Origin of the sequence: Mesorhizobium sp. M1A.F.Ca.IN.020.04.1.1 (genome assembly GCF_003997315.1) — a bacterium.
In the GTDB taxonomy this organism is placed as follows: Bacteria; Pseudomonadota; Alphaproteobacteria; order Rhizobiales; family Rhizobiaceae; genus Mesorhizobium.
Map to the genome: position 1 here is coordinate 1 of NZ_RZSN01000028.1, position 24718 is coordinate 24718.

At 64.0% G+C, this 24718-nt stretch carries 21 protein-coding genes and 1 pseudogene; 16 read left to right on the forward strand and 6 right to left on the reverse strand.

Annotated elements, in window-relative coordinates; translation table 11 throughout:
* The 7 genes and pseudogenes from EOA49_RS08835 to EOA49_RS08865 all read left to right on the forward strand — a co-directional run.
* Positions 1 to 622, forward strand: a pseudogene (locus tag EOA49_RS08835) (glycosyl transferase family A); the annotation flags it as partial.
* Positions 623 to 749: 127 nt separating this feature from the next.
* On the forward strand, positions 750 to 1142 hold the full coding sequence (locus tag EOA49_RS08840) for a hypothetical protein (protein WP_127239447.1): 393 nt from the start codon (positions 750 to 752) through the stop codon (positions 1140 to 1142).
* 131 nt (positions 1143 to 1273) lie between these two features.
* Positions 1274 to 2146 (forward strand): glycoside hydrolase family 16 protein, encoded by an 873-nt coding sequence (locus tag EOA49_RS08845; RefSeq protein WP_127239446.1) that lies wholly within the window; start codon positions 1274 to 1276, stop codon positions 2144 to 2146.
* Positions 2147 to 2277: 131 nt separating this feature from the next.
* On the forward strand, positions 2278 to 3609 hold the full coding sequence (locus EOA49_RS08850; RefSeq protein ID WP_127239445.1) for a UDP-glucose/GDP-mannose dehydrogenase family protein: 1332 nt from the start codon (positions 2278 to 2280) through the stop codon (positions 3607 to 3609).
* Between the two features lie 108 nt (positions 3610 to 3717).
* Positions 3718 to 5163 (forward strand): GMC family oxidoreductase, encoded by a 1446-nt coding sequence (locus tag EOA49_RS08855; protein ID WP_127243122.1) that lies wholly within the window; start codon positions 3718 to 3720, stop codon positions 5161 to 5163.
* An 11-nt stretch (positions 5164 to 5174) separates the two neighbouring features.
* The gene (locus EOA49_RS08860; protein WP_095777108.1) at positions 5175 to 5618 is read left to right on the forward strand and encodes a hypothetical protein; all 444 of its coding nucleotides are present in this window, start codon (positions 5175 to 5177) and stop codon (positions 5616 to 5618) included.
* 70 nt (positions 5619 to 5688) lie between these two features.
* Positions 5689 to 6768, forward strand: a complete 1080-nt coding sequence (locus tag EOA49_RS08865; protein WP_067324233.1) for a glycosyltransferase — start codon at positions 5689 to 5691, stop codon at positions 6766 to 6768.
* A gap of 118 nt (positions 6769 to 6886) precedes the next feature.
* Here the strand turns inward: EOA49_RS08865 and EOA49_RS08870 are convergent, their stop codons facing one another.
* Together EOA49_RS08870 and EOA49_RS08875 are read right to left on the reverse strand one after the other, a co-directional pair.
* Entirely contained in the window at positions 6887 to 7909 is a 1023-nt protein-coding gene (locus EOA49_RS08870; protein WP_127216693.1) for a phosphoribosyltransferase, read from the reverse strand.
* An 81-nt stretch (positions 7910 to 7990) separates the two neighbouring features.
* Complete coding sequence (locus EOA49_RS08875) at positions 7991 to 9487, reverse strand: lipopolysaccharide biosynthesis protein (RefSeq protein ID WP_127243123.1); 1497 nt, start codon at positions 9485 to 9487, stop codon at positions 7991 to 7993.
* A gap of 195 nt (positions 9488 to 9682) precedes the next feature.
* On the opposite strand from EOA49_RS08875, the gene EOA49_RS08880 reads away from it, so the two are divergent.
* From EOA49_RS08880 to EOA49_RS08905, 6 genes are all read left to right on the forward strand, one after another.
* Positions 9683 to 10855 (forward strand): glycosyl transferase family 1, encoded by a 1173-nt coding sequence (locus tag EOA49_RS08880; protein WP_127241057.1) that lies wholly within the window; start codon positions 9683 to 9685, stop codon positions 10853 to 10855.
* Between the two features lie 25 nt (positions 10856 to 10880).
* Positions 10881 to 11870, forward strand: a complete 990-nt coding sequence (locus EOA49_RS08885) for a glycosyltransferase family 2 protein (protein WP_127241056.1) — start codon at positions 10881 to 10883, stop codon at positions 11868 to 11870.
* Positions 11870 to 12814, forward strand: coding sequence for a glycosyltransferase (locus EOA49_RS08890; protein WP_127241055.1), 945 nt, complete (start codon positions 11870 to 11872; stop codon positions 12812 to 12814). Before EOA49_RS08885 ends, EOA49_RS08890 begins: the two co-directional genes overlap by 1 nt.
* The gene (locus EOA49_RS08895) at positions 12804 to 13754 is read left to right on the forward strand and encodes a glycosyltransferase family 2 protein (RefSeq protein ID WP_127216404.1); all 951 of its coding nucleotides are present in this window, start codon (positions 12804 to 12806) and stop codon (positions 13752 to 13754) included. Before EOA49_RS08890 ends, EOA49_RS08895 begins: the two co-directional genes overlap by 11 nt.
* A gap of 75 nt (positions 13755 to 13829) precedes the next feature.
* Positions 13830 to 14726, forward strand: coding sequence for a UTP--glucose-1-phosphate uridylyltransferase GalU (gene galU / locus EOA49_RS08900; RefSeq protein WP_095799217.1), 897 nt, complete (start codon positions 13830 to 13832; stop codon positions 14724 to 14726).
* Between the two features lie 167 nt (positions 14727 to 14893).
* A complete protein-coding gene (locus EOA49_RS08905; RefSeq protein WP_127241054.1) occupies positions 14894 to 17275 on the forward strand; it encodes a polysaccharide biosynthesis tyrosine autokinase in 2382 nt (793 codons plus the stop codon).
* 30 nt (positions 17276 to 17305) lie between these two features.
* Here EOA49_RS08905 and EOA49_RS08910 read toward each other — a convergent pair whose 3' ends face one another.
* From EOA49_RS08910 to EOA49_RS08920, 3 genes are all read right to left on the reverse strand, one after another.
* Positions 17306 to 18022 (reverse strand): metallophosphoesterase family protein, encoded by a 717-nt coding sequence (locus EOA49_RS08910; RefSeq protein WP_164749204.1) that lies wholly within the window; start codon positions 18020 to 18022, stop codon positions 17306 to 17308.
* A gap of 246 nt (positions 18023 to 18268) precedes the next feature.
* Positions 18269 to 19348, reverse strand: a complete 1080-nt coding sequence (locus EOA49_RS08915) for an acyltransferase (protein WP_067324249.1) — start codon at positions 19346 to 19348, stop codon at positions 18269 to 18271.
* A gap of 121 nt (positions 19349 to 19469) precedes the next feature.
* Positions 19470 to 21377, reverse strand: coding sequence for a propionyl-CoA synthetase (locus EOA49_RS08920; RefSeq protein WP_127239908.1), 1908 nt, complete (start codon positions 21375 to 21377; stop codon positions 19470 to 19472).
* A gap of 586 nt (positions 21378 to 21963) precedes the next feature.
* On the opposite strand from EOA49_RS08920, the gene EOA49_RS08930 reads away from it, so the two are divergent.
* The 3 genes from EOA49_RS08930 to EOA49_RS08940 are packed head-to-tail and all read left to right on the forward strand — an operon-like array spanning position 21964 to position 23668.
* Entirely contained in the window at positions 21964 to 22251 is a 288-nt protein-coding gene (locus EOA49_RS08930; RefSeq protein WP_067324253.1) for a PqqD family protein, read from the forward strand.
* On the forward strand, positions 22251 to 22685 hold the full coding sequence (locus EOA49_RS08935) for a lasso peptide biosynthesis B2 protein (RefSeq protein WP_067324255.1): 435 nt from the start codon (positions 22251 to 22253) through the stop codon (positions 22683 to 22685). The genes EOA49_RS08930 and EOA49_RS08935 overlap by 1 nt, the downstream gene beginning before the upstream one ends.
* Complete coding sequence (locus EOA49_RS08940; RefSeq protein ID WP_067324256.1) at positions 22682 to 23668, forward strand: serine kinase; 987 nt, start codon at positions 22682 to 22684, stop codon at positions 23666 to 23668. The genes EOA49_RS08935 and EOA49_RS08940 overlap by 4 nt, the downstream gene beginning before the upstream one ends.
* A gap of 16 nt (positions 23669 to 23684) precedes the next feature.
* Here the strand turns inward: EOA49_RS08940 and EOA49_RS08945 are convergent, their stop codons facing one another.
* Positions 23685 to 24710, reverse strand: coding sequence for a nucleotidyltransferase family protein (locus EOA49_RS08945; protein ID WP_127239910.1), 1026 nt, complete (start codon positions 24708 to 24710; stop codon positions 23685 to 23687).
* Between the last annotated feature and the right edge of the window lie 8 nt (positions 24711 to 24718).

Sequence of the window (24718 nt, forward strand, 5' to 3'; positions counted from 1 at the left end):
GGTCGCGGCTCCCTCCTTCGCGCCAGAACCGCAATTCCTCGACTTCGAGCGTTTCATCGAAGGCAACATTTCCCGTCGCCGCGTGCTGCGCGGCGAACTGGGCTTCCTCAAGCCGGTGATCAGCCGGGCGTTCCTCGATCGTCACGGGCTGAGCTACGATGAAAACCTGCGGCTCGGTGAGGACTACGAGCTCTATGCGCGCGCGGTCGCCCGCGGCGCGCGTTTCAAGATCATCAAGACCTGCGGCTATGGTGCGATCGTTCGCGCCGATTCGCTGAGCGGCCGCCACAGGACGCAGGATCTGAAGCGGCTTGCCGATGCCGACCTGGCCTTGCTGGCGCTGGGCAACCTGCCGGAGGGCTCGAAGGCCGCGTTGCGGCGCCACGAGCGCCATGTGCGCGACAAATACCGGCTGCGGAATTTCCTTGACGTGAAGGCGGAGCGCGGCCTGGCATCGGCCGCCGCCTATGCCTTGGCCAGCCAGTCCAATCTGATCCCGATCGTTCGCGGCGTGGCGGCCGACAAGCTGGACGCCCTGCTCCGCCGCGCCGGCATTGCTGCGAAGCAGCAGGTGCCGCCGATGCGCTTCCTGTTGCCGGCAACAAGTCCCGCGACGGAATGATCCGACAAAGGCGGTCAGCGCGGGCGCCGTTCCCAAAAAAATCCGCTTTCCGAAACTACGAGGTTGCCTACGTGCCCCGAGAATGGCAAGCTATGCTGCGGTGCAGCAATTTCGAAAGGCCGATCGAATGGCTTCGATTTTTGGCTTCAGATCCAGGGATCCGGCGCGTGACCGGCAGACCGATCTCCAGCGGCTCGACCGTCTGGCGAAGCTGTTCGACCAGATCTCCGCCGAGATCGAAGCGGAAAAGACCGGGCTGGAGAGCCGCTATCGGTCGACGGCGACCAACGCCGCTTTCCTGGTCGAGGCAATGGAGAACGGCTCCGCGTCGACAGACAAGTCGTCGGATGTCAACACGATGACCGGCGCGATCCTGAATTACGAGCGGCGCATCGCCGAACTCACGCGTCAGAAAGGTCTGATGAAGGAACTGCGTCATTCGCTCGACGCGATTGTCGAAGATGGTGTCGGGCAACCCGGTTCGCAGGCCGCACAGGCAAGGTCTGCGGGCAGAGGCTGACAGCGCTTCCAGGCGCGGTCATAGCTGCAAAACATTAGAGGAGTAAGAGGGGGGAGGATCAGAAGCGGCTCTCTGGAGGCGGGCCAGGAATGACTTTGGGTTGGGGCGGACAGCACAAAGGTAAGTTTGTCATGAACGCATATCCGAACGACACCTCCACCGCGGCTGCTTGCAGCATGCCGCGCGCGAATTCGAATAGGTCGAAGACGCTTAAGCTCTGGCTCGCCGGCGCGCTGGTTGCGGCCGCGGCCGCCATTGTGGCACCACCCCATTCGGTGCATGCCGAGGAGATGCAGAGCGCGCCGTCCTTCGTCGACAATTTTTCGAATTTCGACCGTTCGCGCTGGTTCGTCTCCGACGGCTGGAGCAACGGCAATCATCAGAACTGCACATGGTCGAAGGACCTTGTCCGGCTTTCGGACGGCGTGCTGTCGCTGAGCTTCGAAAAGCGCAAGCTGAAGGATCGCGAGTTCGCCTGCGCCGAGGTCCAGACCAAGCAGCGCTATGGCTACGGCGTCTATGAGGCGCGGATGAAGACCGATACCGGATCCGGCCTCAATGCCGCCTTTTTCACCTATATCGGACCGCAGGACAAAAAGCCCTGGGACGAGATCGACTTCGAGGTCCTCACCAAGGACCCGACCAAAGTCCAGGTGAACAGCTACATCCAAGGCAAGCCGAAGAACGGCAAGCTGGTCGACGTCGAAGGCGGCGCCGATAAGGGCTTCAACGACTATGGGTTCGTCTGGGAGAAGGACCGGCTGCGCTGGTATGTCAACGGCAAGCTGGTCAACGAGGTGACCAACCCGGACGAATTGCCGACCAATCCGCAAAAAATATTCTTCAGCTTGTGGGGCAGCGACAAACTGACCAACTGGATGGGCGCCTTCGCCGATCCCGGCCGCACGGTGACCATGCAGGTCAAGCGCATCGCTTTCACAGCGCTCGGCCAGCCGTGCCAGTTCCCGGAGTCGCTGGCATGCACCATAACCAACAGCAACTAGGCATGTCCCCCAAAGTAGGAACTGGTTTTGGGATGCGGATCATGCCGAATATCTAGGCCTCATGGGCCTGGGGGACATCTTAACTGGCCGGGCCGTCTTTGCGGCCCGGCCTTAAACAGGAATAGAACCAAATGAATTTGACGGTGTTTGGAATTGGCTATGTCGGTCTCGTCCAGGCCGCGGTGCTTGCGGAAGTCGGGCACGAGGTGGTGTGCGTCGACATCGACGAAGCGAAGGTGGACCGGCTCAACCAGGGCTTCATCCCGATTTTCGAGCCCGGACTGGAAGCTCTCGTCAAGGAGAACCACGCCGCCGGCCGCATCCGCTTCACCACCGACGCGGCCGCGGCGGTCAAGCATGGCCAGATCCAGATGATCGCGGTCGGCACGCCCCCTGGCGAGGATGGCTCGGCCGACCTGAAATACGTGCTTGCCGTCGCCGAGGCCATCGGCCGCGAGATGGACGCGCCCAAGATTGTCGTCGGCAAGTCCACCGTGCCGGTCGGCACCTGCGAGAAGATCAAGGAAAGGGTCGCCCAGACGCTGAAGGCGCGCGGCCGCGAGGACCTGACCTTCGACGTCGCTTCGAATCCGGAATTCCTCAAGGAAGGCTCGGCGGTCGCCGACTGCATGAAGCCGGACCGCATCATCGTCGGGACGTCGAGCGAGGCCACCGAGGCGGTGATGCGCGAGCTTTACGCGCCGTTCAACCGCAACCACGAGAAGATGATCGTGATGGATGTCCGTAGCGCCGAGTTCACAAAGTATGCGGCCAACTGCATGCTGGCGACCAAGATCAGCTTCATGAACGAGATGGCGAACCTCGCCGAGCAATTGGGCGCCGACATAGAGGAGGTGCGCAAGGGCATCGGCAGCGATCCGCGCATTGGCTACCATTTCATCTATCCCGGCCTGGGCTATGGCGGCTCCTGCTTCCCCAAGGATGTACGCGCGCTGATCAAGACCGCCGAGGGCGTCAAGTTCGACGCCAAGCTGCTGCGCGCCGTCGAAGAGCGCAACAACGCGCAGAAATCGGTGCTGTTCGACAAGGTCAACCGCTATTTCCAGGGCGCCCTCAAGGGCAAGACATTTGCGCTGTGGGGCCTGGCCTTCAAGCCGAACACCGACGACATGCGCGAGGCTCCGTCGCGCACGCTGATGGAGGCGCTTTGGGCCGCCGGCGCCAAGGTGCAGGCTTACGATCCGGAGGCCATGCAGGAGTGCCAGGCCATCTACGGCCAGCGCGAGGACCTTCTCTTGTGCGGCACCAAGGAAGCGGCCCTGCGCGGCGCCGACGCGCTTCTCATCTGCACCGAATGGAAGAGCTTCAGGGCTCCCTCCTTCGACGCGCTCAAGGACGCGCTGTCGACACCGGTCATCTTCGACGGCCGCAACCTCTACGACCCGAGGGTCATCGCCCGCTACGGCATCGAATACCACTCGATCGGCAGGATGGCGGCATGACAGTGTCCGCCGCCGGCTTCCCGCCGCATGGCTCCGGCGAACGGACAGTGGGACCGACAATGATGGAGGGTCGATAATGATCGTGCGCGTTTCGGGAGATTCGATCTGATGGTGATGGACGTTCAGCCCGAACAAATCGCCAACGAGCATTTCGACCTCGTCGTCATCGGTTCCGGGTTCGGTTCAGCCTTTTTCCTGCATGAGTTCCTGAAGCGGCGCAAAGCCCGGGTCTTGGTGCTGGAATGGGGCCGCCACAACACGCATGAATGGCAGCTTGACCAGAACGCCAACACCGACATAGACGACGAGAGCACTTATAAGACCGACAATGCCGACAAGCCGTGGAACTACACGATCGGCCTCGGCGGTGGCACCAACTGCTGGTTCGCGCAAACGCCGCGTTTCCATCCCAACGACTTCAGGCTGAAGAGCACATACGGCGTCGGCAACGACTGGCCGATCAGCTATGACGAGCTGGAGCCGTTCTACTGCGACGCCGAGGAGGTCATGTCGATCTCCGGCGACCCCGACATGGCCCGGATGCTGCCGCGTTCGCGGCCGTTTCCGCAGCCGCCGCACCGCATGTCGACGCCGGACCGGATGATGAAGGCGGCGCAGCCGGAGCAGCATTTCGTCATGCCGACCGCCCGCGCCCGCGTCGCGACGGCGCAGCGCAACTCATGCTGCGCCAACCTCAGATGCTGGCTGTGCCCGGCCGACGCCAAGTTCACCGCCAACAATGGTTTGATGCACGTCTTCCAGCACGCGGACGTGTCGGTTTGCTTGGGCGCCGAAGTGCGGCGGCTCGACCATTCAGCCGGCTCGGTGCGTTCGGTTGCCTTCCTGCGCGACGGCAAGGAATACTCTGTCAGCGGCGAACTCGTCATCCTTGGCGCCAACGCCATCCAGAGCCCTGCAATCATGTTGCGCTCGGGGCTCGGCGGCGAATTCGTCGGGCTCGGCCTGCACGAATCCTATGGCTGGAACTACGAGGTCTATCTCGACGGCGTCGACAATTTCGACGGCAGCACCATCACCACCGGCTTGAATTTCGGCCTCTATGACGGCCCGCATCGCGCCGAGCACGCGGCGGCGCTGGTCTATTTCGAGAACCGCTGGCAGCACGGCATGCGAGCCGAGAAGGGGCGGCTGCGGCAGGCGCTGCCGCTGGTCATCGTCACCGAAAACCTGCTCGACCCGGAAAACCGGGTGATCCTCGACAAGAACGAGAACGTCTTCGTCAGCTTCAAGGGTGCCTCCGACTATGCAACCAAGGGCATGGCCAAGGCGCTCGAGAGGCTGCCGGAGCTGCTCAAGCCGCTTCCGGTCGAGCAGATATTCGATCGCGGCATAAGGCCGACCGAGTCGCATGTGCAGGGCACCTTGCGGATGGGCACCGGCCCGGCCGACTCGGTGGTCGACCGCGACATGATCCACCACCAGCTCCGGAACCTCGTCGTCGTCGGCACCAGCACCTATCCGAGCTGTTCCTGCGCCAACCCAAGCCTGACCGCCGCGGCGCTTTCGCTGCGGGCGGCGAGCCGGCTGGCATGAAGGAGGGGTCGATGAAGATCACGCGACGCACCGCATTGGCCGTTGTTGCCGGCGGCATTGCTTCGACCGGCATCGCCGCTGCGGCCGTATCGTCCTTCTCGGATGAAGATCTGGTCCGCATCACGCTCGAGAAATACTTCGGCCCGCTCAACATGCGCATCGAGCACCTGCAGCAATTCGTGCTCGAATTCCGCAACCGCAACCCGTGGATATTCCCGAGCGAAAAGCTGGCGGACGCGGTGACGCTTTTGGAGACCGTGAGGCTCGACAGGGCGCGCGAATTGCTACCCAGGCGCAAGCAGCAGGATGTCGGCAATTTCGAGCGCTGGGTCATCGCCGAGTTCCACATGCTGACCGATTATGCCTGGCGCAGCTCGCCCCATGATCCGATCCGCTTCACCGGCTGGCATCCATGCACCAATCCGTTCGCCAATCTCGAGCAGCAGACTGCCTGACACTGCCCGCCGGCATGTTTGCCGGCAAGCCAGGAAAACTGGCCAAGAAAATGTGACAAGGAGCCGAACCATGAAAGTTCTCTTCGCAGGCGGAAACGGCTATCCGCCGCAATTCAGCGGCGGGGTCCAGTCGAGCACCCATCATCTGGCGGAGCAATTGATCGAACACGGTCATGAGGCATCGGTGCTTGCGGCCTTGTTCGGCCAGGGCATGTTCGGATACAAGGCGCGCGCCAAGATGAAGCTCCTCGGTCAGCGCGCCGTCATCGACAATTTCCCCGGCTATCCGGTGGTGCGCGCCTGGTTCCCCTGGGAAGCGGCCGCCTTTGCCGTAAAGAAGCTGCAGCCGGACGTAGCGGTGGTGCAGTGTCACAAATCGGTTCCGCTCGGCAAGGCGCTGGAGGCCGAGGGCGTGCCGCTGGTGGTCTATCTCAGGAATGTTGAATTCCATGAACTCGGGGGCGATCTGCGCGAGCTGAACTCGGCGTCTTACATCGCCAATTCCGAGTTCACGGCGCGCACTTACAAGCGCGAGTTTGGCATCGATTCCACGGTAATCCCGCCGACGATCAATCCGGCCTCTTACAGCACGCCGACGACGGGCGAGTACGTCACCTTTATCAATCCCTACGAGGAAAAGGGTTTCGAGCTGGCGGTGCGGATCGCGGCCGCCTGCAGGGAGATCCCTTTCCTGTTCGTCGAGAGCTGGAAGCTGGATGACGATCACCGCGCCCGCATCGCGGAAACGATCGCGCCGTTCTCCAATATCAAGCTCGAAAACCGCACCGACGACATGAAGACTCTCTACGGCCGCACCAGGATCCTGCTGGCGCCGAGCAAATGGGAAGAGGCGTGGGGTCGCGTTGCCTCGGAGGCCCATTGCAGCGGTATTCCCGTCGTCGGCTCGCGGCGCGGCGGACTGCCCGAAGCGATCGGCTCCGGCGGCGTCGTGCTGGACTATGACGCGCCGCTCGAGGACTGGGTCACGGCGCTCAGGCGGCTGTGGAACGATCGCGAGGAATATGAGCGAGTCTCGGAAGCCGCGCTCACGTTCTCGCAGCGCCCGGAACTCGATCCCGAGCGCCAGTTCGCCACCTTCTTCGCCTTGCTGGACAGGGCTGCCCGGCAGCGCGCCCGGCGCGCTGCTTAATGCATGTCGCCCAGAAATCTGCAGCGGTTCTGGGGCGCGACAGGCATCAAAACGACGGCTCAAACGTCGACTGAATGCGATTCGGCGCGAGGCACCCTAGTTCCGCGTTAGGTTTTGCTTACGCTGGTCTTTTGACCCGGCTCTTCAGCATTTCATAGGCGCGTTCGCCGAGCAGGGCGCGCGCGGCGGTCTTGATGACCTTCTTGCGCCCCTCGGGCGAATTGATCTGCCTGAGCCGTGCCGGCAGGTTGCGGGCCGCCTGCTCCAGCGCCGGCAAGGAAAACGCGTCGGGAAAGCTCACGATGTTGGTTTCGACGCACAGCACCGGCTTGCCCGATAGCTTGGCGATCTTGAGCGCCTGCTCGTGCTCGCTCTCGATGAACAGGATGGCGTCCGACTTGCGATAGAACTCGGCCTTGAAGCTGCCATGCGCGCCAAGCCGCTGCCGCTCGGCCTTGCTCGGCAGGTCGAGCATGACGAGATGGTCATATTTGATCTCGTGCTTGGCCAGCCAGGCTTCAGTCAGCTTGCGATACTTTTCCAGCCGGCTGGTCACCAGCCAGCCGATCTTGCGCGTCGGCCCGAGAAGCGGCCGCGCCTCGGTGAGGAATTTCTCGTAGGCCGGGCCGTCGTCATTCTCGTCCGCCGTCGGATCGAGGCAAAGCACGCCGTCTATGTCGACGCAGCATTGCTCGAGGAAGACGTGGTGCATGAAGTTCCACTGGAACATCCTGGGATGCGGCACGACCTCGAAGACGATGTCGGTTTCGTTGTGCTGCGAAAGCAGGCCGAACACGGCCGCGTAGACGAAATCGCCCGGGATGCCGGCAGCCGCGATTTTGCTGCGCGCGTCGCGCATGGCGTTGCCGCCGCTAACGCTGTCGTCGATCACCAGGATCTTGCGCATTTCGGAATGCTGCCGATCGAGCGCCGCGCGCCGCTTGGTGATCCCCGAGGTGTAGATCTTGCCGGCGAGAAAGCTGTCGAGATCGGTCATCGGGATATTCGCCGTCAGGCTGACCAGCGTCGCGGCGAGGATGCCGCTTCGCGGCACGCCGACCACCAGGTCGATGTCGCGCGGCAGCCGGTGCAGGTTCCGCGCGATCGCGTCGTTCATGTCTGAGATCGATCGGTAATTCATGCTGTTGCCTAACCCTCAAAAGTCAGCAGTTTTGGGCTGTCCGGCCGCGGCCGGAATGCCTGGCGGTTTGCGCAGGCAAGGTCATTTCGCCTCGCTGGGCGCGGGCGAAAACCCGCGCGCCGGGATCAGTCGCAGGGCCTCCCGAAGCGCCTCGCGGCCGGCGCCGAAGGCGAGCGCGACGATGATGGTGACGACATAGGACAGCACCGCGCCGCCTACGAGAGCGATGATGGGCTGCGCCGGCAGCATCGGCTTGGCGACCCAGACCAGGGCCAGCGCCAGATGCGCGCCGAGCACGAAGGGGGCGGCTGCGTGCAGCACATGGCTCGCCCGCAGCGGCCCGGCCTTGCCGACATAGAGCCAGAGGAAAGGCGTCCGCAAATATTCGCTGACCGCATAGGCGACCGCGACGCCGAGCGCGCCATAAGGAAGGCCGATGGCGAAGGCCAGCACCGAGGTGACGGCGGTGATGATGCCCCAGCGCATGAAATCGCCCGAACGGCCCTGGCTGACGAACAGCCATCCGGCCGGATTGTTGAGCGGCTGCAGCAGGCCGGCGAAGCCCAGCGCGAGGAAAATGTTGGCGCTCTCCCGCCATTGCGGGCCGAGCACGAAAGGAATGAGCGTATCCGACATGGCGGTGGCGAAGGCCACGCCCGGCAACGCCACCAGGAGGATCAGCGGCATGACGCGCAGATAGGCGCTGCGATAACGGTCCGGCTCGTCCTTCAGCCGCGAAAGTGCCGGCACCATCACCTTCGACAGCGGGTTGGTGATCTGGCTGAGCGGGAAAAGCAGCAGCTTGTAGGCGCGGTCGTAGAGGCCGAGCTGCGCCTCGCCCCAATATTTGCCGATCAGCACATTGTCGAGATTGCGGGCGAAGAAATTGGCGAAGTTGAAGCCGGTGATGCCGGCGCCGAAATTGATCAGCTGGCTGATGCCTTCGACCTTGCGCGGCAGCCCCGGACGCCAGCGCGATGACACCCAGTAGCAAAGCGTCGGCAACACGGCGCCGGTCAGCGTGCCGGCAAAAAGCGCCCAATAGGAGCGGTCGATGAAGGTCCAGGCGATCGAGACCACAAGGCCCGTAACGGCGCTGGCGACGTCGATGACGGCGAGCCGGCTGAATTCCATGCGGCGCGTCAGCAACGCCAGATGCTGGGCGCCGAGACCATAGGCCATGATCTGCAGGCCGAAGGCGGCAACCAGCCCCGTGACGCGCGGCTCGCCGTAGAAGGCGGCCACCAGGGGAGCCGCCGCAGCAAGCACGCAGGCCAGGATCGCGCTCACCGCCGTGTTGATCCAGAAGAGGTAGTTGACCTCCTCGTGCCGGATGCCGGTTTTCTGGATCGTCGCCTGGGTCAGGCCGAAATCCTGGAACAGCGCGATGAAGGCGAGCACCGGCGCGCACATCGCCACGACGCCGAAATCCTGCGGCGACAAAAGCCGCGACAGCACGATGACCGACACGATTTGGGTGGCGACCCGCACGCCCTGCGCCATCGCGGTGACGACGGCGCCGCGCCCGACCGATCTGCGCAGGGAGCCCTCGGGCGGATCGAATGCACTGGTTTCCAAATTCTGGATTCCTGATTTTGCGCCAGTCATCATCGCGACCGGCGCCCGCCGCCATGCACAAACTACCGCAAGAGGTTTTTGCAGCGCAACAAAAAATGTGCGCCGATTGCTACGCTGCACCAAAAATGTTGCGATGCAGCAAAAGCTGTACTAGCATCCCCTCTTGGGTGGCGGGCCCAAAAGCGGTCGAGTTTCATGCTGCATGTCTTGTACCTTGTGCATGACATATCCGACCCGGCGGTGCGCCGGAGGATAAAAATGCTCAGGGCAGGCGGCGCCGGGATAACCCTGGCGGGCTTCCGTCGCACCTCCAATCCGATCGCCGAGATCGAAGGCATCAGGCCCGTCGACCTCGGACCGACGCGCGATGGCCGATTCGCCCAGCGCATCGGCGCAGTTGCCAAGGCCGCCATGTCGATCGGCGCCAAATTCGCGGGCCTGGCGCGACCCGACCTGATCATCGCGCGCAATCTCGAGATGCTGGCGCTTGCCAGCCGCGCCAGGCGCGCTTTCGGCGCCAGCGTGCCGATCGTCTACGAGTGCCTCGACATCCATCGGCTGGTGTTGCGCAACGACCTGATCGGCAAGACGTTGCGCGGCGCCGAACGCCATCTGGCCCGCGACGTCAAGCTTCTGGTGACCAGCTCTCCCGCCTTCGTCGCCAATTATTTCAAGCCGTTCGGGCAAATCGCGGCGCCGGTCGAGCTGATCGAGAACAAATATTTCGACACCATGCCCGTGCCGGCGGATCATCGCCGCGAGGACGACAGCCCGGTAGCGCCGCCTTGGCGCATCGGCTGGTTCGGCGCGCTGCGCTGCCGGCGCTCGCTGGAGCTCCTGGCCGAGTTCACCCGCCGGCAAGACGGACGCTTTGAAGTGGTGCTCAGGGGGCGTCCCGCGCTCTCCGAATTCCCGGATTTTCATGCCTTTGTCGAAGCCGAGCCCTGGCTTTCCTTCCGCGGTCCCTACCGCAATCCGGAGGACATGGCGGCGATCTACCGCGAGGTGCATTTCTCCTGGGCGATCGATTTCTTCGAGCAGGGCCAGAATTCCGAATGGCTGCTTCCCAACCGGCTCTACGAAGGCTGCCGCTTCGGCGCCGTGCCGATCTCGATGGCGAGCACCGAAACCGGCCGGTTCCTGAAGCAGCAGGACATCGGTGTGCTTCTGTCCGAGGCCACGTCCGAAGGACTCGACACCGCGCTCGGCCGAATGGGTCAGGAACACTACGGCAAGCTGAAGTCGCGGGTGCTGGCACGCAATCCGCGGACCTGGAGCTACGACCGCAGCGATTGCCTGGCTTTCGTAGACAAGCTGCGCGGCCTGACCGCCGGTCGCGGGAGCTTTGCGACCGAGGCGCTGGCATAGGATGGCTAAGAATGGACAAAACCCGATGACGCGCACGACGAGATCGAGCCTGATCGTCATCCCGTGCCTCAACGAGGCCGCTCATATCGGCGGGCTGCTCCAGCGGCTGCGGCCGGCCGCGGCTCGGCTCGGCGCGCGCATCGTCGTGGCCGACGGCGGCAGCACCGATGGCACACAAGGCATCGTCGAAGAACTCGCTGCGGAGGATCCACGCGTCATCCTGATCGCCAATCCGAAGCGCATCCAAAGCGCGGCGATCAACCTTGCGGTGGCGACCTTCGGCGACGACGCCGACTATCTCATCCGCATCGATGCGCATGGCGGGTATCCGGCCGATTATTGCGACAGGCTGGTCGAGGAAGCGCAAGCCACGGGTGCGGATTCGGTCGTCGTTTCGATGCTGACCAGCGGCACGGGCGCGGTGCAGAAGGCCGTGGCGGCGGCGCAGAATTCCAGGCTCGGTACCGGCGGCTCCAAGCACCGCCACATGTCGGCCGGCGAGTGGGTCGATCACGGCCACCATGCGCTGATGCGCATTGCCGCGTTCCGCGCGGTGGGCGGCTATGACGAGAGCTTCAGCCACAACGAGGACGCCGAGCTCGATCACCGCCTCCGTCTGGCCGGCTACCGCATCTGGATGAGCGGCAAGACGCAGATGGTTTATTATCCGCGCTCCACCTTGAAGAGCCTGTTTTTCCAATATCTCGGCTATGGCCGCGGCCGCGCCAGGAACGTGCTCAAGCATCGCATGATGCCCAAGTTGCGGCAAATGATCCCGCTGCTGGTGTTTCCGGTGGTCCTGATGGCGCTCTTGTCTCCGATCTTTGTGCTGGCGGCCGTGCCGTTTCTGGTGTGGGCGGGTGTCTGCCTCGGTTACGGCATCCGGACCGCGATCAGCCAGCGCAACCCCGCCATCGCGTTGGCCGGCGTGTCGGTGATGGTCATGCATCTGGGCTGGTCCATGGGCTTTTGGCTGCAACTTTTCGGCCCGCAGCCGTCGCGTGAGGCGGCGTGATGGCTGCGAAGAAGAGCGGCAGCATCGACATCTGCATCTGCACTTTCCGCAGGCCGGAGCTTGCCGACACGCTGCGCTCCATCGCCGCGCTGGAGAACCCCGCCGGTTTCGAGATCGGCATCGTCGTCGCCGACAATGACGACGAGCCGAGTGCGCAGCCGCTGGTGAAGGCGCTGGCGCAGGAACTGAAGCTGCCGATCCGCTATCGCCACGCGCCGGCGCGCAACATCTCGATCGCTCGCAACGCCTGCCTCGATGCCAGCGTCTCGGACCTCGTCGCCTTCATCGACGACGACGAGACGGCTTCGCCGGGCTGGCTCGTCGAACTCGTGGCGACCGCGGAGGCGACGGGCGCGACGGCCGTGCTCGGGCCGGTCCGCGCGACATATCGCCAGGACGCGCCGGACTGGATGCGCAAGGGCGATTTCCACTCGACCTTGCCCGTCTGGGTGCGCGGCGAGATCCGCACCGGCTACACCTGCAATGTCCTGCTCAGGATGACCGAGGAAAGCCTGCGCAACCGGCGCTTCAGCCTGGCGCGTGGCCAGACCGGCGGCGAGGACACCGAATTCTTCGATTCGGTGGTCAAGTCCGGCGGGCGCATCGCCTTTGCCTCGCACGCCTTTGTCGACGAGGTGGTGCCGAGTTCGAGGGCCGCCTTCGACTGGCTGCGCCGCCGCCGCTTCCGCTTCGGGCAGACGCATGGTCATCTCATCGGGCGCAACACCGGCGGCCTGCGTCGCGTCTGCCAGGTCGGTCTCGCCTCGGCGAAGGCGGGCTACTGCTTCGGTATGGCGCTTTTGGCCGCAGTCAGCCCGGTGCGACGGAACCGCAGCATGCTGCGCGGCATTATGCATCTCGGCGTCGTCAGCGGTTTGGTCGGAGTCCGCGAAATCCGCCAGTACGGCATCACTCCGCAGGAAGGGGAAAAGCGTGCAGCCTGACGTCAGCTTCGTCATCGCCGCTTACAACGCCGAGGCAACTCTCGACCGGGCGATCGCCAGCGCGATGGCGCAGCGCGATGTCGCGATCGAAGTCATCGTCGTCGACGACCGGTCGAGCGACCGCACGCTCGATGTCGCGCGCGCTTATCCTCAGGACATCGTCAAGGTAGTCGCGCTTCCTGCCAACCGCGGCCCCGGCGGCGCCAGGAATGCCGGGCTCGATCTGGCCCGCGGCCGCTGGGTCGCCGTGCTCGATTCCGACGATGCCGTCCTGCCCGGCAGACTGGCGGCCATGATCGCGCGGGCGGAGAAGGCGGGTGCCGAGATCGCGGTCGACAATGTCCAGGTCGTGCGCGAAGACGGCACGCCCGAAGACATCATGTTCCCGACCAGGTACCTCGAAGGGCTCGGCGAAATCTCGCTGACCGACTATATCGCCGGCAACATCGTCTTCGAGTCGCGCTTCAACCTCGGCTATCTGAAGCCGATCTTCCAGCGCCGTTTCCTGGACGATAATCACCTCCGCTACGACGAGAAGCTGCGCATCGGCGAAGACTACATTCTTCTGGCGAGCGCGCTGGCCAAAGGCGGCCGCTGCGTGGTCGAGCCGACCGTCGGCTATGTCTACCATATCCGCACCGGCTCGATCTCGCGCGTGCTCGAGTTGCATCATGTCGAGGCGATGGCCGAGGCCGATGCCGCCTTCGCGGCCGAGCATTTCATGGACGACGGCGCCAAGGCGGCTTTCGCCAGACGCGGCCGCAGCCTGCGCAAGGCGGCCTCGTTCCTGTCATTGGTGCAGCACATCAAGGCGCGTGCGCCGCTGAAGGCGATACGCACGGCGCTCAGCGATCCGGCCGCGGTCCGGCATATGTCGATGCCGATCGCGGTTCGGCTGAGAAGGGTTGCGGCACAGTTTGCCGTGGGCACGGGGAGGTGAAGTATGCAGGCGCATGGAATGCGGTTTCATAGCCAGCGATAGGTAAAAAAGCGATATCCTCAGAAGGAATAAGCGATGCAGAAAGTCAGGAAGGCAGTCATACCAGTGGCGGGGCTCGGAACGCGGTTCCTGCCGGCGACCAAGTCGATGCCGAAGGAAATGCTGCCCGTCGTCGACAAGCCTGTCGTGCAATATGCCGTGGACGAGGCCTTCGAGGCCGGCATCGAGCACATCGTCTTCGTCACCGGGCGCAACAAGGCGGTCATCGAAGACTATTTCGACCTGCACCCTGAACTGATCGGGACGCTCGAGCAGACTGGCAAGAAGGCGCAGCTCCAATCGCTGGAAAGCTTGCTGCCGGTGGCCGGCGCCACCTCCTTCATCCGCCAGCAGTCGCCGCACGGTCTCGGCCATGCCGTATGGTGCGCACGCGACGTGATCGGCAACGAGCCCTTCGCGCTGCTGCTCCCCGACATGGTGTCCTTCGGCGCGCCGGGCTGCCTGGCGGAAACCGTCGACCTCTATCAGCGGACCGGCGGCAACGTCATCGCCGTCGAGCGCTGCGATCCTTCGGAAACCAGCAAATACGGCATCGTCGGCCGCGGCGCCGAGGTGGCCTCGGGCTTCGAAGTAACCGCCATGGTCGAGAAGCCGGCCCCCGCCAACGCGCCGTCGAACTTCTACATCAATGGCCGCTATATCCTGCAGCCGGAGATCTTCGCCCTGCTCGGCACCCAGCAACGCGGCGCCGGCAACGAGATCCAACTCACCGACGCCATGGTTCGACTGGCTGAAAGCCAGCCTTTCTATGCCCAGCCCTTCAACGGCCGCATGTTCGACTGCGGCTCCAAGGAGGGCTTCATCGAGGCCACCATCGCCTTTGCTCTGGCGCGCGACGACATGAAAGGACCTGTCTTCGAAATGCTGCAGCAATTCGTCCGGTCGCACGAGCGCCGGGAAGTAGCCGCATAATGCCCAAATTTTGGGTGCATATGCGAAATCGCGATGGCGCGACAGCCACGCAAGCGCTTGGCCTTCTTGGCCGGGCGCTCCGTGGCACGAATGTTGCGTGGCCTTTTCTGGTAACGACGACACTCTTCGAAGGCCGGTAGCGCCTGCAACCTGGAATTGGACCGACGATGAATTATGCCAACTTTCCTCTCGACAAGAGGATTCCATTGCCCACCACCGAACCGGAAAAGGGTGAAGACTTCATCGACATCGAGCGTCTGCTTGGCATGGCCGCCCGGCAGGCCAAGGTGGTGGCGGTCTGCGCCGTCATCGGTCTATTCCTGGGTGTGATTTATCTCCAGACGACGCCCAAGCAATACACCTCCCTTGCGAGCGTGCTGATCGACGACGGCCTGAACAAGGTCGTGGACGACATTTCGGCTGTCAGTGCCACGCAGCAGACGGACGCGACGATCCTCAGCCAGATCGAGATACTCAACTCGGCGCGGCTGGCATCGGAGGTGGTCGACAAGCTGAAGCTGGACCAGAACCAAGAATTCATGAACCCGCCGCAATCGGCTTTGGCCCAGGGAATCGGATTCTTGCGCGGCATCGTCGGCTATTTCCGCAGCGGCGGCGGCAACCAAATCCCCGGGATCGAGAATGTCGATGCCGCAACGCGCGAAGCCATGATGAAGGCGGCAACCCATGACTACGCGGTCCTCGTGCTGCAAACCGGATTGATGGCGGATCGCAACGGCCGCAGCAATGTCATCAGCATCGGCTATCAGTCGACCAATCCGGCTTTGGCCACGGCCATCACCAAGGCCTATGCGGACGCCTACCTTGCCGACCAGCTCAACGCCAGCTTCGACGCCACCGAGCGCGCGGCCGTTTGGCTGCAAGGCCGGCTGACCGAACTGCGCGAAAGCTCGCAGGCAGCTGCGCTGGCGGTCGAGAAGTTCAGGGCCGAGCACGGGCTTTCCGCAAACAGCGACGGCCAGTTGCTCAGCGACAAGCAACTCGCCGACCTGAACGCCCAGCTTATCGTCGCGCAGGCCGATACAGCCCGCGCCAGCGCCCGCTACCAGCAGTACAAGGCGATCGTCGACAGCGGCTCCGAAAGCGCCTTCAACGATTCGGCGATAGCGGCCGATCAGCCGAGCAGCTCGGTCATCATCGCGCTGAAAACCCGCTATCTCGCGATCGCCAAACGGTTGCAGGACGTGGAGAACAACTTCGGCAAGGATCACCCGCAGGCGGTTGCGCTGGCCAAGGAGAAGGCCGACGTCTCGGCGCAGATCTTCGGACAGTTGAAACAGATCACCGAAAGCTATCGAAACGACTATCAGGTGGCGCAGGCGCGCGAGACCGCGCTTAGGGAGAAAATCGCCACCCAGGCAGGCAAGAGCTCGATCGACAACCAGTCGCAGGTCAGGCTGAAGGAGCTCGATCAGCAGGCGCAGGCGCTGACCACGCTCTATCAGACCTTCCTTAGCCGTTACGAGGAAGCGTCGCAGCAGCAGTCATTCCCGGTCGGTAAGGTCCGCATCATCTCCGACGCGTCGATGCCTCTCACCGCCTCGGCTCCGCGCACCTTGCGCGTGCTGGCGCTCTCGCTGGTGCTTGGCCTCATGCTCGGCGCCGGCTGCGGAGGCCTGAACGAATTCAACGAGCGCTTCTTCCGGACAGGCGAGGACATTCGCGACCGTGTCGGCCTGAAGTTCCTCGGCTATCTGCCGACGATCGGTGGCGGCAAGCCCAAGGAGTCGAAGCCGGACGACTTGCCGGCCGACGGCAAGGTCACCAGCCTGTCGGCCGCCGAGAAACGGGCGCGCATGCGGGTGAGCCTCGATGCGCCGGCATCGATGTTCGCCGAAACGCTCCGCAATGCCAAGATCGCTTTCGACGTGGTGATGGAAGACAAGGGCAGTCGGGTGATCGGCGTCATCTCCGTCCTGCCCGGGGAAGGCAAGTCGACGGTTGCGGCGAACCTCGCCGGTCTGCTCGCCGCCAACGGCGCCAAGACTTTGCTGATCGATGGCGACCTGCGCAATCCGGGCCTCAGCCGCAGCCTCGGCATGGAGTCGGAGCACGGGCTGATGGAAGCGGTGGTCAATGGACAGACCTGGCAGTCGGTCGGCAAGGTCGACCGCCAGACCAAGCTGGCGATCATCCCGGCCGTGGTGCGCGGCCAGTTCTCGCACACCAGCGAGCTTCTCGGCTCCGCCGGCATGCGGCGTTTCATCGAGAACGCCAAGGAGACGTTCGAATACATCATCGTCGACCTGCCGCCGCTCGGCCCGGTGGTCGACGCCAAGGCCTTCGCGCCGTTGGTCGACGGCTTCGTGCTCGTCACCGAGTGGGGACGCACGCCACGCGCCATGGTGCGCTCGATGCTGGAGTCGGAACCCTACATCGCCGAAAAGATCACCGGCGCGGTGCTCAACAAGGTCGAGCTGAAGAAGCTGGCGAAATACGGCTCTCTCGGCGGTTCGGAAAAGTTCTTCGACCGCTATTCGAGTTACTACCTCGAGAAGTCGGAATCGCGCGCCAAGCATGCCGCCTAAAGCAGTTCATCCGACGAAAAGCCGCGGCGGTTATTCTCCGGTCGACAGCAGCCGCCCATATTTGCCGACGATCCTGAGGGCGGTCAGCCGGCCGCTCTGGAAGGCGCCGGTGTCGATGCCGAGCCGGCGCCCGTCGAGCGTCGGAACGTCCACGATCGTATGTCCGTGCACGACCCAGCGATCGAGGCGGTGAGCCGCCGCCAGGAACTCGGATCGTATGTTGAGCAGGTCGGCCTCGTCCTGCGCTTCGAGCGCGATGCCGGGCCGGATGCCGGCATGGACGAAAAGGAACCGCTCCGAACAGATCATCACCGGCAGCGTGCGCATGAAGGCGACGTGGGTGGCCGGAATGGCCTCCCGGATACGCTCGACTACCTCTTCGCTCGATCCGTACAAATCGGCCAGGCGGTCGGGATCGATACCGTAGGAGAACAGCGTTTCCCGTCCGCCGACGCGGAGCCACGGCTCCAGTGACAGATGGCCGTCGAGATAGGCGAGCATCGCCACTTCGTGGTTCCCGGCAAGGCACACGCGCATGAAACCTTCTGGCGGCGGTGCCATCAAATGCTCGACCACGCGCCGCGAATTGGGCCCGCGGTCGACATAGTCGCCCAGCATGATGATGATCTTGCGGCCGCGGAACTGCAGCGCGTCGGCCTCGATCTTCTGCTCCAGCGTGCGCAGCTCGTCGTAGCAGCCATGCACGTCGCCGATCGCGTAGACCACCGTGTCGCGCATATCCATCATCAGCCGTTCGCGCGGCAAGGGCCGGGGTCGTCTCGATCGTTGGAACAGGCTCACGGATTGAGGCTCGGTACTCAAACTAGGGTCATGCCACGGAGCGTGGACCAAGCCTCGATATCATGTCGAATGCAAACATTTCCACACCGGGCTGCTCGATGCACATCGCCAAAAAGGCGCAGCGGTCTTGGCAAAACGACGTGCGTCAATACCCCGAAAAGCGTCGCCTGAACCGTTTCGGCGCGATGCGCTTTAGGCCGCTTTGAGCCGATAGCGGAAAAGCGTGCGGTCGAGCAGCATGCGGACGCGCGGCTCGGCCTCGGCCGCCACCAGCCAGCTTGCCGCGATCATGGCCATGCCGACGATCGGGATCGAAACCAGATATGGCACGCCGGCGCGGATCAGGACGCCGAGCAGCGCCGCGCCGACGACATCGTGGATGAGGTAGAGCGGATAGGTCATCAGCCCGATCCGGCGCCAGCCGCCCCAGGAAAGGTTGAGGCGCAGCGACCAAGCCATCAGCGCTACCGCGGCCAGGAAGATGATGATCGGCGGCGCATAGGGCATCGCCGCTTCCACCTTGATGCTGTGCACGTCGACCGAGCTTACGATCTGCAGCGCCCCGCCGGCGAGAAACAGCGCCGAGAAGCAGAGCCGTGCCGCCGTCACCGCCTTGAAGCGCATCAGCCAGATCAGCACGCCGACCGCGAAGAATGCGCCGTGATGCACTAGGGTGAGCTGCAGCCAGCGCGCCTCCGCGAGATCGGTCCAGCCGAAGGCGAAATAGAGACACCAGAACACCGTGCTGAGCAGGCCGATGATGACGGCGACAGCTTCCATCAGGTCGAATCGGCCGAACCGCAGCAGGGTCCAGACGATGGCGTAGAAGGCGATCTCGATGCCGAGCGTCCAGTAGACACTGTCGACCCATGGCTCGAACGGCACGAACAGCGCCGTGCGGGCAAGTCGCACCACGGCATCGGTCGGCCAGGAAAGACCGACCATCAGCAGCACGATCGCGGAGATGGGCGCGCAGACCCAGACCGCCGGCGCCAGCCGTCTGACACGAGCTTCGAAGAACTTCAGCGGCGTCGAATTCTCGGCGCTGAATGCGATGACGAAGCCGCTGATGACGAAGAACACCTGAACGCCGACCCAGCCGGAGCCGACAAACGCCATTTCGGGATGGGCAGGGATGCCGCCGGTCGAGCGCGCCGACACGCCGTCGGGAAACGCCCATACCCAGAAGCCGTAGTGATAGAACATCACCATGACGGCGGCGAAGAAACGCAAAATGTCGACGCCGCCGAATGTGGTCTTGTGCTGAGCCATGCCGTGCCTTCGGAACGGCCCCCCGGGCAGACTTCTAGGGGGTGCTGCTGCATTGCACAACAGTCGATTGCAGCGCAGGATGCATTCGTGAGGCTGCCTCGCGTTGCGATCCCGCGAGCGGCTAGATCCCGATGCCGCGCCCCTTGAGCGCCGCCGTGATCTCGTCGAGGATCGCGGGATCGTCGATGGTCGCCGGCATCGTCCATTCCTCCTTGTCGGCGATCTTCTGCATCGTGCCGCGCAGGATCTTGCCGGAGCGCGTCTTCGGCAGCCGCTTGATCGTCACCACCGTCTTGAAGGCTGCGACCGGGCCGATCCGCTCGCGCACCAGGCCCACCACCTCGCTTTCGATGGCGCCGGTGTCGCGCGCCACACCGGCGTTGAGCACGACGAAGCCGAGCGGCACCTGACCTTTCATCGCGTCGGCGATGCCGATCACGGCGCATTCGGCGACGTCCGGATGCGCGGCCAGCACCTCCTCCATCGCGCCGGTCGAGAGGCGGTGCCCGGCGACGTTGATGATGTCGTCGGTGCGGGCCATGACGTAGAGATAGCCGTCCTCGTCCATCATGCCGGCGTCGGCCGTCTTGTAGAAACCGGGGAACTCCTCGAGATAGGCTTGGCGGAAGCGGGCGTCGGCGTTCCAGAGCGTCGGCAGGCAGCCTGCCGGCAGCGGCAGCTTGACCACGACATTGCCGAGCGTGCCGCGCGGCACCTCGTGGCCGGCATCGTCGAGAATACGAATATCGTAGCCCGGCATCGGCACGCCCGGCGAGCCGTATTTCACCGGCAAAAGCCCGAGCCCGGCCGGGTTGATGGTCATTGGCGAGCCGGTCTCGGTCTGCCACCAATGGTCGATCACCGGACGGTTGAGCTTCTGCTCTGCCCATTTGATGGTCTCGGGGTCGGCGCGCTCGCCGGCGAGGAACAGCGTGCGGAATTTCGACAGATCGTATTTCGGCACGAACTCGCCGCGCGGATCCTGCCCCTTGATGGCGCGGAAGGCGGTCGGCGCCGTGAACAGCGCCACCACACCGTGTTCCGAGATCACCCGCCAGTAGGTGCCGGCGTCCGGCGCGCCGATCGGCTTGCCTTCGAAGAGCACGCTGGTGCAGCCATGCAGAAGCGGCCCGTAGACGATGTAGGAATGGCCGACCACCCAGCCGACGTCGGAGGCCGCCCAGAACACCTCGCCGGGGTTGACGCCGAACTCGTTGTCCATCGTCCATTTCAGCGCGACCATGTGACCGCCATTGTCGCGCACGATGCCCTTCGGCTGCCCGGTCGTGCCGGAGGTGTAGATGATGTAGAGCGGGTCGGTGGCCAAGACCGGCACGCAGTCGACATTGGCGCCGGCGGCGCGCTCGCGGGCGACCGCATCGGCATAGTCGATGTCGTAATTGTCCTTCATCTCGCAGCGCAATTGCTCGCGCTGCAGGATCAGGCAGGCATCGGGCTTGTGCTTCGACATCTCGATCGCCTTGTCGAGCAGCGGCTTGTAAGCGACGACGCGTCCCGGCTCCAGGCCGCAGGAGGCGGTGATGATCAGCTTCGGCCTGGCGTCGTCGATGCGGGTCGCGAGCTCATGCGAGGCGAAGCCGCCGAACACCACTGAATGCACGGCGCCGATGCGGGCCGACGCGAGCATGGCGATCGCCGCTTCCGCCACCATCGGCATGTAGATAATCACCCGATCTCCCTTGCCGATGCCACGGTTCTTGAGGACAGAGGCGAGCGCGACCACCTCGCGCTTCAGTTCGGCATAGGTGAATTTCCGGATCGTGCCGGTGATCGCGCTGTCATGGATCAGCGCCAGCTGGTCGGCGCGCCCCCCCGCCACGTGGCGGTCGATGGCATTGAAGCAGGTGTTGCAGGTGGCGCCTGTGAACCAGCGGCCATAGACGCCCGCCGCCGGATCGAAGACCTTTTCGGCTGGCGAATACCAGTCGATCGCTTTGGCCGCTTCGGCCCAGAACGCTATGGGGTCGCGTTTCCAGCCCTCATAGACTTCGTGGTAGCGTGAGGCCATCGACTTTTCCTCCCCAGGAACATTCCGTCGTATGGCAATAGCCTAAGCCGCTTTGGCCGGCCATGTCTCCTCGCATTTTGGTCGGCGTTGCCGGCAAACGGATCCAGCCGCTCCCGGATCGGAGCGCGCTATGACGTCAGCAAGTGAATTCGGCTTAGAGCGGCAGTGCTGCCAGCATCAGCCCGACACCGCCGGCTATTAGAATGGCGGCGGCCAATGCCTTCCGATGGCGTTCGAATGCCGTCGGAGCGCGATCCCAGTTGTAACGCATACTGTCCACTCCCCAAAAAGCCGGCAGACTCTTAGCTTACTTATGGGAAAGATGGCAACCCTGGCGCGAACGGCGGCTTGATAGTGGTTCCAGCCCACCATCATTCTCGCGCGAGTTGGATAGTCTTTCCGGGGAAGTTTTGATGGAAAGAACTTACGAAAAACCGGTTCCGGTCAGGCGCGGGAAGCTGTCGAGCATCGTTGCGGGCCCGAGTGGCCCGATAGGCCCGGCCGTCTGACACGCAGCGTTGCCCGCTTGGCAATGGACAGCGACGGCATGCCGCGCTAATTGCAGTTCGGCATAGGGAGCGGGCGTATGGCTGAAATCGCCTTTGAAACGGTTCTGCGGATGGCGGACGACGCCTCCGTGCAGCATGTCGGCGACGGCGCCGTGGTGCTTCTGGCGCGCAGCGGCCAGCTTTACACCTGCAACGGCACCACCGAAGCGTTCCTCGACAAGGTCGACGGCGCCCGCAGCCTCGACCACATCGTCGATCTGCTGTCGGAAGAATTCGAGGTCGACAAGGCGACGCTCGGCGACGACATGACGGCGCTGGCCGCCGAGCTGGTGGCCGAAGGCATCCTTGCCGACCCGGGCGCGTGATGGCCGGCGGACCGTTCCTGCGCGCCCTGTTCCGCACTCATCTGTGGCTCAGCGCCCGGCTGATACCGGTACTGGTCGTCCGGCGCGACTTCGAAAGCGTGCTGAAATTGGCGCCGCTGCAATTGCGCACACCCTATCGTGGCCTGCCATGGAGCTACGTCGTCAGCCGCGTCAACCGCACGGTTCGGCATCCCTGGGTGATGCGTGATCGCAGATGCCTGAGGGAAGGGCTGCTCGGTTTCCGCTTCCTGCGGATGGCGGGTTTCAACCCCGACCTCCATTTCGGTGTCGATGCCAAATCGATGCATGAGCCGCGCCTTTCGGCGCATTGCTGGGTTTGCCTCGACGGCAAGCCGGTGGTCAGCGACAGCCTTCCCGACATGGTTGAAATCTATCGCCACCCCGGCGGCAGCGTGAAGGCGCGCGCCGCTTGACCGGCGCCGCAGCCACCGTTTGCTATGACCTGAACGGCCAGGTCATCGGCATATCGGCAGAGCGCGCCGAGCTCTGGCCGAGCTTCGATCTGATGCTCGGCACATTGCGCGTCAATGAAGCGGTCGAACCCGGCTTTCGCATCGATATCCTCGAAACGTCGGCGCTGCCCGAAAACCCGGAGGGGAAGCTCGCCTTCGACGGCGAAGTGCCGCTGGACGGCCATTGCCGCATCATCGACGCCGACGACGTCGTCCATCTGGTCTTTCCCGGCCTCCAGACGGCCTCGATCCGTGCCGACGAGGGCTCGGCCGAAATCCGCGTTCATCCCGACAGCAAGGTCAAATGGACGCTGCTGATGATGGTGCTGGATGCCGCGCTCGATTCCGGCGGGCAGTACATGCTCCATACCGCCGGTCTGACGCTGCCCGATAGCGGGGCGCTCGTGCTAATCCATGCGCCGAGCGGCACTGGCAAGTCGACAACTTCAATGGCGCTGGCATCGCAGGGCTTCGGCCTATGCTCGGACGATGTGATGATCCTCGGTGCAACATCTGAAGGCACCCTAGCCTGGGGCATGCCGCGTAAGGTGAAGATCCATCGCAACACCGCGGCGATGCTGCCATTCCTCTCGCCCTGCCTTGGCGACAGATGGGACGCCGAGGGCGAGCAGGCCGTCTCGCTGGAGCGTCTCGCCGAGATCATTCGCATCGAGGACGTCCGTCCCAGGCCGGTCTCGGCGCTGCTGCATCTGGCGCGCTCGACCGACGGCCACACCCGGCTCACGCGCTTGGCCAGGACCGATGCGATGGTCGCGCTTGCCACCGACAATGTCAGGACCGGCCTGACCGGCCTGTTGCCGATGCAGCAACGGCGGATGGCGTCGATCGCGGCACTGGTCAGGGCCGTCCCCACTTTCACCCTGGAAGTCGGCTCAAGCCCGGCCGATGCAGCGGGGCTGATCCGCGGCGCGGTGGAGGAGTAGATCTCCAAACGGGCTTTCAGGCCGGATAGGGCCTTGGCCGGGCAAGCCGCTGGACCCAGCGGAAGGCGTCGCGGCTAAGGCGCGAGCGCATCTTGTCCCGCGAATTGACCCTGAGCAGCACGTTGCCGGTGATCAGCCATTTGGCGAGCCGTATCGACAGATCGGGCTTGATGCGGTTGGCAAGGGCGATCGCGCGCGGCTCGTCGAACAGCCGCCCGGTCACATTGAGCACGGTCGCCAGCTCGAGCTCGATGCCGGTCATACGCGCGGCATCGAGAAGGCGCGCTTCGGCTTCCGGCGATTGCAGCGCGCGCACACCTTGCAGCACGTCGATACAGAGCTGCAGCCGGTGGAATTTGTGGCCTCCGGCGGCATGAACGATGGCGATGGTGAGCAGCGACGCCGGCGTGTCGGCCTCGCCGCCGTCAATGATCTGCAACTCGCGGAAGCCGAGCGACAGGCGCCGCCGCATGCCGGTGTCATGCACCAGATTGCCATGCAGCTCGATCAGCAGGCTGGAGTTCTCCTTCTCCAGCCACTTGAACTCCTGCAACTCATGCGATTCGGCCTCGCCACTGGCAAGCGTGAAGCCGCATTCGGCGATCACGTTGTTGGCCTCGCCGATGCTGGCCGGATCGACAAGTATGTCGATGTCGGTGAACGGCCGATCGGCAGCATGGCGATAAAGCTTGCGCGCGAACACCGGGCCCTTGACGATGCGAGCCGCAACGCCTTTCGCGGCCAAGGCCTTCATGATGCGGTCGCCGTGATATTGCAGCAGCATCGACTGCCCGGTCGCCAGTGTAGCCTGATCGCGAAGCCCGGAGAGTTTTTGCCGCAGGGCGGCATCGTTCGGCAGATCGGCCTCGCCGATTTCCCGAAGCTTGCGCAGCATGATCGGCAGCACGCCGTGGAACTCGGCATTGGCGAGCAGCGCCATGAGGCTGCTTGCCGAGAGGGCCCCGCCCCGCTCGGACGGCGCCTCCGGATCGGCAAATTCGAGCAGCAGCTTTTCTTCGGCAGGTGAAAGCGGGAGCAGCATCAACCGGG

Bases quoted from the DNA above. Each gene is read 5' to 3' on its own strand.
- EOA49_RS08850 (WP_127239445.1), top strand. From the start codon at position 2,278: ATGAATTTGACGGTGTTTGGAATTGGCTATGTCGGTCTCGTCCAGGCC.
- EOA49_RS08915 (WP_067324249.1), bottom strand. From the start codon at position 19,348: ATGGCTCAGCACAAGACCACATTCGGCGGCGTCGACATTTTGCGTTTC.
- EOA49_RS08930 (WP_067324253.1), top strand. From the start codon at position 21,964: ATGGCTGAAATCGCCTTTGAAACGGTTCTGCGGATGGCGGACGACGCC.
- EOA49_RS08885 (WP_127241056.1), top strand. From the start codon at position 10,881: ATGACGCGCACGACGAGATCGAGCCTGATCGTCATCCCGTGCCTCAAC.
- EOA49_RS08855 (WP_127243122.1), top strand. From the start codon at position 3,718: ATGGTGATGGACGTTCAGCCCGAACAAATCGCCAACGAGCATTTCGAC.
- EOA49_RS08860 (WP_095777108.1), top strand. From the start codon at position 5,175: ATGAAGATCACGCGACGCACCGCATTGGCCGTTGTTGCCGGCGGCATT.
- EOA49_RS08945 (WP_127239910.1), bottom strand. From the start codon at position 24,710: ATGCTGCTCCCGCTTTCACCTGCCGAAGAAAAGCTGCTGCTCGAATTT.
- EOA49_RS08840 (WP_127239447.1), top strand. From the start codon at position 750: ATGGCTTCGATTTTTGGCTTCAGATCCAGGGATCCGGCGCGTGACCGG.
- EOA49_RS08910 (WP_164749204.1), bottom strand. From the start codon at position 18,022: ATGATGGATATGCGCGACACGGTGGTCTACGCGATCGGCGACGTGCAT.
- EOA49_RS08880 (WP_127241057.1), top strand. From the start codon at position 9,683: ATGCTGCATGTCTTGTACCTTGTGCATGACATATCCGACCCGGCGGTG.
- EOA49_RS08870 (WP_127216693.1), bottom strand. From the start codon at position 7,909: ATGAATTACCGATCGATCTCAGACATGAACGACGCGATCGCGCGGAAC.
- EOA49_RS08845 (WP_127239446.1), top strand. From the start codon at position 1,274: ATGAACGCATATCCGAACGACACCTCCACCGCGGCTGCTTGCAGCATG.
- EOA49_RS08935 (WP_067324255.1), top strand. From the start codon at position 22,251: ATGGCCGGCGGACCGTTCCTGCGCGCCCTGTTCCGCACTCATCTGTGG.
- EOA49_RS08920 (WP_127239908.1), bottom strand. From the start codon at position 21,377: ATGGCCTCACGCTACCACGAAGTCTATGAGGGCTGGAAACGCGACCCC.
- galU (WP_095799217.1), top strand. From the start codon at position 13,830: ATGCAGAAAGTCAGGAAGGCAGTCATACCAGTGGCGGGGCTCGGAACG.
- EOA49_RS08865 (WP_067324233.1), top strand. From the start codon at position 5,689: ATGAAAGTTCTCTTCGCAGGCGGAAACGGCTATCCGCCGCAATTCAGC.
- EOA49_RS08890 (WP_127241055.1), top strand. From the start codon at position 11,870: ATGGCTGCGAAGAAGAGCGGCAGCATCGACATCTGCATCTGCACTTTC.
- EOA49_RS08905 (WP_127241054.1), top strand. From the start codon at position 14,894: ATGAATTATGCCAACTTTCCTCTCGACAAGAGGATTCCATTGCCCACC.